Origin of the sequence: Streptomyces sp. NPDC002463, assembly GCF_042889835.1 — a bacterium.
Lineage (GTDB): Bacteria > Actinomycetota > Actinomycetes > Streptomycetales > Streptomycetaceae > Streptomyces > Streptomyces nymphaeiformis.
The window spans coordinates 25,403-33,277 of sequence record NZ_JBIARL010000043.1; the positions used below are offsets into that span (position 1 = coordinate 25,403).

Genomic DNA, 7,875 nt, shown 5'->3' on the forward strand with positions numbered 1-7,875 from the left:
GGCCGCACCCCCGCCGCGCCCTCTGTCGAATTCTGAACATTCCGGCCGGACCGACGCCCGATTCGACAGCCCGTCGCGATCGGCCATCTGGCCCTGGTTGACCGGATTTGTATCCCAAGGTGTCCGGATAGCTCCCCACCCCCACCCCCTTGCGTCCCCTCCCTCGCAGGTCAGAGCGACCACCACTCGAACGGGGGTGGCGGACGTCACACCGCGACACGGTGGAGTGACCTGAGGGAGAGTCGTCGCGGCCCGCTCAAGAGTGCGGTACCGTCCAACGTCGTGAGCCCTGTACGTCGCTGTTCGCGCACCGCGTGCGGCCGCCCTGCCGTCGCGACACTGACGTACGTCTATGCCGACTCGACTGCGGTCCTCGGCCCGCTCGCCACCTACGCCGAGCCCCACTGCTACGACCTGTGCGCCGAGCACAGCGAGCGCCTCACCGCGCCCCGCGGCTGGGAGGTGGTGCGGCTCTCCGACGGATCCGCCCCCGCCCGCCCCAGCGGCGACGACCTCGAAGCGCTGGCCAACGCGGTCCGGGAGGCGGCCCGCCCCCACGAGCGCGCGGCCGAGGCCGGCGGCAAGGGCGGCGGAGGCCGTGGCGGCGACCCCATGGAGGTCGGGCGCCGCGGACACCTCAGGGTGCTCCGTTCCCCCGACAACTGACGGACGACCGACGCGACGACGGACGACAACGGACGACAACCGGCCACCGTCCGCGTCCCCTCGACTCCGCTCCGGGTAGTTTTGGCGTTCCGTACACGCGCCGCACACGCGTGTCAGAGCACTCAGGAGGGTGGATCCGTGACTGCCGATCTGTCGCAGATCGTGAAGGCGTACGACATCCGCGGAGTCGTACCCGACCAGTGGGACGAGACGCTCGCCGAGCTCTTCGGCGCCGCCTTCGTACGGGTGACGAACGCGGACGCGATCGTCATCGGCCACGACATGCGCCCCTCCTCGCCCGGCCTCGCGGCCGCCTTCGCGCGCGGCGCGGCCCGCCTCGGCGCCGACGTCACCCTGATCGGGCTCTGCTCCACGGACCAGCTGTACTTCGCCTCCGGCAGTCTCGACCTGCCGGGCGCCATGTTCACGGCCTCGCACAACCCGGCCCAGTACAACGGCATCAAGATGTGCCGCGCCGGCGCCGCCCCCGTGGGCCAGGACACCGGCCTGGCGGACATCCGCGCCCTCGCCGAGGAGTGGCAGGAGAAGGGCGCCCCGGAACCGACGGCGAAGCAGGGCACGATCACCGAGCACGACACCCTCGCCGCCTACGCGGCCCACCTCAAGTCCCTGGTGGACCTCACCGCGATCCGCCCCCTGAAGGTGGTCGTGGACGCGGGCAACGGCATGGGCGGCCACACGGTCCCCACCGTCTTCGAGGGCCTGCCCCTGGACACCGTCCCGATGTACTTCGAACTGGACGGCACCTTCCCGAACCACGAGGCCAACCCGCTCGACCCGAAGAACCTCGTGGACCTCCAGGCCCGCGTCCGGGCCGAGGGCGCCGACCTCGGCCTCGCCTTCGACGGTGACGCCGACCGCTGCTTCGTCGTCGACGAGCGCGGCGAGCCGGTCTCGCCGTCCGCGATCACGGCCCTCGTCGCCGCGCGCGAGCTCGCCAAGAACCCCGGCGGAACGATCATCCACAACCTGATCACCTCCTGGTCGGTGCCGGAGGTCGTCCGCGAGCAGGGCGGCGAGCCGGTCCGCACCCGCGTCGGCCACTCCTTCATCAAGGAGGAGATGGCGAAGACGGGAGCGATCTTCGGCGGCGAGCACTCGGCGCACTACTACTTCAAGGAGTTCTGGAACGCGGACACGGGCATGCTCGCCGCGCTCCACGTCCTCGCGGCCCTCGGCGGCCAGGACGGCACCCTGTCGGACCTGGTCTCGGCCTACGACCGGTACGCGGCCTCGGGCGAGATCAACTCGAAGGTCGAGGACCAGGCGGCGAGCACGGCGAAGGTCCGGGCGACGTACGAGGGCCAGGAGGGCATCGGCTTCGACACCCTCGACGGCCTCACGGTCACGGCATCGGACTGGTGGTTCAACCTCCGCGCCTCCAACACGGAGCCGCTGCTCCGCCTCAACGTCGAGGCCCGCGACGAGGCCACCATGGTCAAGATCCGCGACGAGGTCCTCGCCCTGGTCCGGGCGACCGACTGACCCCGCCGTACCGCCGGGGAACGGGGGCGTGCCCCGTTCCCCGGCGGTAGGCTGACCTGGCCCGATCCGTCCGTCCGAAGGGACACCCCATGCCGCTCGAAGCCGGCCTCCTGGAGATCCTGGCCTGCCCGGCCTGCCACGCTCCGCTGAACGACCGCACGGCGGACGAGACCCCCGAGCTGACCTGCACGAGCCCCGACTGCGGCCTGTCCTACCCGGTCCGCGACGGCATCCCGGTCCTCCTGGTCGACGAGGCCCGCAAGCCGGCGTAAGCGCAGGGGGAGACCCCGTCGCCCCAGCCACCGGTACGAACCCGGCGGCCCGGCCGTGACCTGCACCGCGACCCGCGTGGACTATGTCGCGAACGGTGTGGCCGCACCGCGAACCGTGTGGTCCACGTCGCGAACGGTGTGGCCTGCACCGCGCACGGTGTGACCCACGCCCGGCGCGTGTGGACTGCGCTCCGCGGGTGTGGCCCAAGCCCGACCCGTTCGGGCTGCGCCCCACCCGTGCGGCTCACGCCCCACGTGCGGGCTGCGTCCGGCTCGTGTGGTTCACGCCCCGCGTGCGGGCTGCGGTCCGCCTGTGCGGCTCACGCCCTGCGCGTGCGGGCTGCGCCCGCCGGGACGGCGCCCCCCGCCGTGTGGGCAATCGTCCCGCAGGGCGATGGGGGTCCCCCTGCTCGAGCGAAGTCGAGAGCTTGGGGGAGGGTGGGCACACGGGACGGCGCCCCCTGCCGGGCCTAGGCTCCCGCGCCTGAGCCCGCACCATCACGGGAGGGGCACGGACCGGCCCCGCCTTCCGTGGAGGCCCCGCACCACCGAAGCAGCGCCCCGCACGGGCCCCCGCACCACCGAAGCAGCGCCCCGCAGGGAACCCCCGCACCACCCAAGCAGCGCCCCGCACGGGCCCCCGCAGGGGACCCCGCCCCGCACAGGGAGGCACCGCACATGCTCGACGAGACCCTCCTCGACGCCCCGGACGACCTCGCCCTGGCCGACCGCCGCGGCCTCCTCCGCGGCGCCGCCGAGGCCGGCGCCCGGGTACGGACCGCCGCACGGCACGCCGCCGAGGCCGGCATCGCGGACCTCCGCCCGGAGGGCCGCCCGCGCGCCGTCCTGGTCGCGGGCCCCGGCACCGCCGCCGCGGGCGTCGCGGACCTGATCGGCGCGCTCGCCGGCGCCGCCGCCCCCGTCGTACGGCTCCAGCCGACCGGCGTGGCCCCCGCGGCGGGCGCCCTGCGCTGGGCCCTGCCCGGCTGGGCGGGTTCGGTGGACCTGCTGCTGCTCCCGACGACCGACGGCACGGAACCGGGCCTCGCACTCCTCGCCGAGCAGGCGTACCGCCGCGGGATCACGGTCGTCGCGGTCGCCCCGAGGGCCTCCCCGCTGGCCGAGACGGTGAACGGCTCGCATGGCCTGTTCGTCCCGATGGCGATCGCCCCGAACGAGGCGCCCGACGAGTACGCCGAGAGCATCGCGGCCAGCCCGGGCGCCCTCTGGGCGCTGTTCACGCCGCTGCTCGCGCTCCTGGACCGCGTGGGTCTCATCGAGGCGCCGCCGGAGGCCCTGGAGAAGGTCGCCGACCGGCTCGACCGTACGGCGGAACGCTGCGGCCCGGCGATCGCCACGTACAGCAATCCGGCGAAGACGCTCGCCGCCGAACTCGCGGACTCGCTCCCGCTGATCTGGACCGAGGGCAACGCCGCGGGCCCGGCGGGCCGCCGTTTCGCCGCCGTCCTCGCCGAACTGGCAGGCCTGCCGGCGCTCGCCGCGGAACTCCCGGAGGCGCTCCCGGCGCACGGGGTGCTCCTCGCGGGCGACTACGCGGCGGGCGCGGACCCGGACGACTTCTTCCGCGACCGCGTGGACGAGCAGCAGGCGCTCCGCGCGCGCGTGGTCCTGCTCCGCGACCGCCCGGCGGAGGGCCTGACCGCGGCCCCGGCGGCCCGCGAACTGGCCCTCGGCCACGAGACCGCGATCAGCGAGCTGGAGCCGGAGGAGGGCGGCGACCTGGAGACCCTCGCCGAACTGCTCGCCGTGACGGACTTCGCAGCGGTCTACCTGTCCCTGGCCACCCCAGCACGCACGCCGTACTAGCGCCCCCAGAGCGCACACCCCGCACCCGCCCACCCACACCAGCCCAGCGCCCCGCCGACACCCACCGGCACCAGCCCCCCATCACGTTGGCGGACGTTCACCACTAGGACCACCCACCCGTCACCCGCCCCCTGTCACCTGTCTCCCGACACCCGCACGATCCGTCACCACCCCGAGGAGCTGGCAGGCACCATGGACCGCCTCGTCAACACCGTCCGCCCCTACGCCTGGGGATCCACGACGGCCATCCCGGAACTGCTCGGGACCGCCCCCACGGGCGAGCCCCAGGCCGAGATGTGGATGGGCGCCCACCCCGGCGCCCCCTCCCGTACCGGGCGCGGCGCGCTGAACGAGCTCATCGCCGCCGACCCCGTACGCGAACTGGGGGAGCGGGCCGTCGAGAAGTTCGGGCCGCGGCTCCCGTTCCTCCTGAAGCTGCTCGCCGCGGGCGCCCCGCTCTCCCTCCAGGTCCACCCCGACCTGGCCCAGGCACAGGCCGGTTACGCCGCCGAGGAGGCCGCCGGCATCCCGGTGGACGCCCCGCACCGCACGTACAAGGACGCCAACCACAAGCCCGAGCTGATCTGCGCGCTCACCCCCTTCGACGGCCTGTGCGGCTTCCGCAACCCCGTCGAGGCCGCCGACCTGATCGCCGCGCTGGGCGTCGACTCCCTCAAGCCGTACGTGGACCTCCTCCACGCCCACCCCGAAGAGGCCGCGCTCCGCGAGGTCCTGACGGCCCTGCTCACCGCCGATCGCGAGGAGATGGCGCACACCGTCGCCGAGGCCCACGCCGCCGCCGACCGCCTCGGCGGCGACCACGCCCCGTACGCGACCCTGGCCCACCACTACCCGAGCGACCCCGGCGTGATCGCCGCCATGCTCCTCAACCGCGTCAGGCTCCAGCCCGGCGAGGCCCTCTACCTCGGCGCGGGCGTCCCGCACGCCTACCTCGACGGCCTCGGCGTCGAGATCATGGCCAACTCGGACAACGTGCTGCGCTGCGGCCTCACGCCCAAGCACGTCGACGTCCCCGAACTCCTGCGCGTCGTCCGCTTCGAGCCGAACGAACCGAGCATCCTGCGCCCCGAGGCCTCCCCCTCCGGCGAGGAGGTGTACGAGACCCCGATCGACGAGTTCCGCCTCTCCCGGTTCGTCCGCGCGGAGGGCGCCGCCCCGACCGACCTCACCGCCGCAACCCCTCAGATCCTGCTCGCCGTCGCGGGCCGGACACGGGCCGGCGAGGTCACCCTCGGCCCCGGGGAGTCCGTCTTCGTACCGGCGGGCGAGGCCACCGAGCTGACGGGAGCGGGGACGGTCTTCCGAGCCACCGTCGTGGCCTGATGCGACAATGACCGGCCGAACCGCGGCGACCGAGCCGGAGCATCGACGAAGGGACCACGTACACCCATGAGCGCGTCAGGCGGAACCAAGGCGATCGTGGCGGCACTCGCCGCCAACCTCGCGATCGCCGTAGCCAAGTTCGTGGCGTTCCTCTTCAGCGGTTCGTCGTCGATGCTCGCCGAGGCCGTCCACTCGCTGGCCGACTCCGGGAACCAGGGCCTGCTGCTCCTCGGCGGCAAGAAGGCCCAGCGCGAGGCCACCCCGCAGCACCCCTTCGGCTACGGCCGCGAGCGCTACATCTACGCCTTCCTCGTCTCCATCGTGCTCTTCTCCGTCGGTGGCATGTTCGCCATCTACGAGGGCTACGAGAAGATCAAGCACCCGCACCCCATCGAGGCCTGGTACTGGCCGGTCGGCGTCCTGGTCTTCGCGATCATCGCCGAGAGCTTCTCCTTCCGGACCGCCATCAAGGAGTCGAACGAGCTCCGCGGCAACCAGTCCTGGAAGCAGTTCGTCCGCCGCGCGAAGGCCCCGGAGCTGCCGGTCGTCCTCCTGGAGGACTTCGGCGCGCTGATCGGTCTGGTCCTCGCCCTCGGCGGCGTCGGCCTGGCGCTGGCCACCGACAACGGCGTCTGGGACGGCATCGGCACCGTCTGCATCGGTGTCCTCCTCGTCCTCATCGCGCTCGTCCTCGCCGCCGAGACCAAGTCGCTGCTCCTCGGCGAGGCCGCCGGCACCGAGGAGGTCAAGAAGATCGAGGCGGCCGTCGTCGACGGCGAGACCGTCACCCGCCTCATCCACATGCGCACGCTCCACCTCGGCCCCGAGGAGCTCCTCGTCGCCGCCAAGATCGCCGTCCAGCACGACGACACGGCCGCCGAGGTCGCGAACGCCATCAACGCCGCAGAGGAGCGCATCCGCGCCGCCGTCCCGATCGCCCGGGTCATCTACCTGGAGCCCGACATCTACAGCGAGGCGGCGGCCTCGGCGGGCAACAACCCGGCCAAGACCCCGGGCGGCCCCGGCCACTGACATTCGGCCGGACACACGGTCGGACACACCGCACCACCTCAGGCCCCCGGGACGACACGCCCCGGGGGCCTCGCACATCCGCCCGCCGGGCTGCCCGCCCGCCTGCCCACGCGTCCGCACGCCTGCGAGTCCCCGCGCCCCACGCCCGCACGTCTGTACGGGCAGGCGGCAACAGACGCGAGAAACCCCGCTCCTCGGGGCACCGAAGCCCCGCCCGGCCCCGATGCGGACTGTGGCCGCCCGCACCGATCGGTGTAGATTCGTGACCAGCCAGACGTCGCTGCTGATGGCGGTCGGGCGGTCCGCGGACCGGCCGAGGGAGAGAGGGCCTCCGACGACGGCACCGAGGAAGCGCCCGGGCATTCGTATGTCCAGGGGCTTTTCCGTGGTGCCAGGCGCCTCAACCGACCCTCGCACTCGCACACACGAGGAGCAGCCCAGTCATGACGACTGCCGCCCACCAGGACTTCAAGGTCGCCGACCTCTCCCTGGCCGCCTTCGGCCGCAAGGAGATCACCCTCGCCGAGCACGAGATGCCCGGCCTGATGTCGATCCGCCGCGAGTACGCCGAGACGCAGCCGCTCGCCGGCGCCCGGATCACCGGCTCGCTGCACATGACGGTGCAGACCGCCGTCCTCATCGAGACCCTGGTCGCCCTCGGCGCCGAGGTCCGCTGGGCCTCCTGCAACATCTTCTCCACCCAGGACCACGCCGCCGCGGCCATCGCCGTCGGCCCGAACGGCACCCCGGAGAACCCGCAGGGCGTCCCGGTCTTCGCCTGGAAGGGCGAGACCCTGGAGGAGTACTGGTGGTGCACGGAGCAGGCCCTGACCTGGCCGAACACCCCCACCGGCGGCCCGAACATGATCCTGGACGACGGCGGCGACGCCACCCTCCTCGTCCACAAGGGCGTCGAGTTCGAGAAGGCCGGCTCGGCCCCGGACCCGGCCACCGCGGACAGCGAGGAGTACGGCTACATCCTCCGCCTCCTCAACCGCACCCTCGCCGAGTCCCCGCAGAAGTGGACGCAGCTCGCGTCCGAGATCCGTGGCGTGACCGAGGAGACCACCACCGGTGTCCACCGTCTCTACGAGATGATGCAGGCCGGCACCCTGCTCTTCCCGGCGATCAACGTGAACGACGCCGTGACGAAGTCGAAGTTCGACAACAAGTACGGCTGCCGCCACTCGCTCATCGACGGCATCAACCGCGCCACCGACGTCCTGAT

Annotated in this window: 7 protein-coding genes; all 7 read left to right on the forward strand. The window is 73.0% G+C overall.

Annotation, left to right across the window (positions count from 1 at the left end; all coding sequences use genetic code 11):
* Nucleotides 1-231 precede the first annotated feature (231 nt).
* Complete coding sequence (locus ACFYX3_RS41240) at nucleotides 232-666, forward strand: DUF3499 domain-containing protein (RefSeq protein ID WP_116165501.1); 435 nt, start codon at nucleotides 232-234, stop codon at nucleotides 664-666.
* A 138-nt stretch (nucleotides 667-804) separates the two neighbouring features.
* A complete protein-coding gene (locus ACFYX3_RS41245) occupies nucleotides 805-2,172 on the forward strand; it encodes a phosphomannomutase/phosphoglucomutase (protein ID WP_389025184.1) in 1,368 nt (455 codons plus the stop codon).
* An 89-nt stretch (nucleotides 2,173-2,261) separates the two neighbouring features.
* Nucleotides 2,262-2,444 carry a Trm112 family protein gene (locus tag ACFYX3_RS41250; RefSeq protein ID WP_116160670.1) on the forward strand — a complete coding sequence of 61 codons (183 nt, stop codon included), beginning with the start codon at nucleotides 2,262-2,264 and terminating at the stop codon, nucleotides 2,442-2,444.
* 678 nt (nucleotides 2,445-3,122) lie between these two features.
* Nucleotides 3,123-4,271, forward strand: coding sequence for an SIS domain-containing protein (locus ACFYX3_RS41255; RefSeq protein ID WP_389025186.1), 1,149 nt, complete (start codon nucleotides 3,123-3,125; stop codon nucleotides 4,269-4,271).
* Between the two features lie 192 nt (nucleotides 4,272-4,463).
* On the forward strand, nucleotides 4,464-5,615 hold the full coding sequence (gene manA / locus ACFYX3_RS41260; RefSeq protein ID WP_376594214.1) for a mannose-6-phosphate isomerase, class I: 1,152 nt from the start codon (nucleotides 4,464-4,466) through the stop codon (nucleotides 5,613-5,615).
* Between the two features lie 66 nt (nucleotides 5,616-5,681).
* On the forward strand, nucleotides 5,682-6,647 hold the full coding sequence (locus ACFYX3_RS41265; RefSeq protein ID WP_389025188.1) for a cation diffusion facilitator family transporter: 966 nt from the start codon (nucleotides 5,682-5,684) through the stop codon (nucleotides 6,645-6,647).
* A gap of 443 nt (nucleotides 6,648-7,090) precedes the next feature.
* On the forward strand, nucleotides 7,091-7,875 hold a 785-nt coding region (locus ACFYX3_RS41270; RefSeq protein ID WP_389025190.1), incomplete at its 3' end, for an adenosylhomocysteinase.

Bases quoted from the DNA above. Each gene is read 5' to 3' on its own strand.
- ACFYX3_RS41255 (WP_389025186.1), top strand. From the start codon at position 3,123: ATGCTCGACGAGACCCTCCTCGACGCCCCGGACGACCTCGCCCTGGCC.
- ACFYX3_RS41265 (WP_389025188.1), top strand. From the start codon at position 5,682: ATGAGCGCGTCAGGCGGAACCAAGGCGATCGTGGCGGCACTCGCCGCC.
- ACFYX3_RS41250 (WP_116160670.1), top strand. From the start codon at position 2,262: ATGCCGCTCGAAGCCGGCCTCCTGGAGATCCTGGCCTGCCCGGCCTGC.
- manA (WP_376594214.1), top strand. From the start codon at position 4,464: ATGGACCGCCTCGTCAACACCGTCCGCCCCTACGCCTGGGGATCCACG.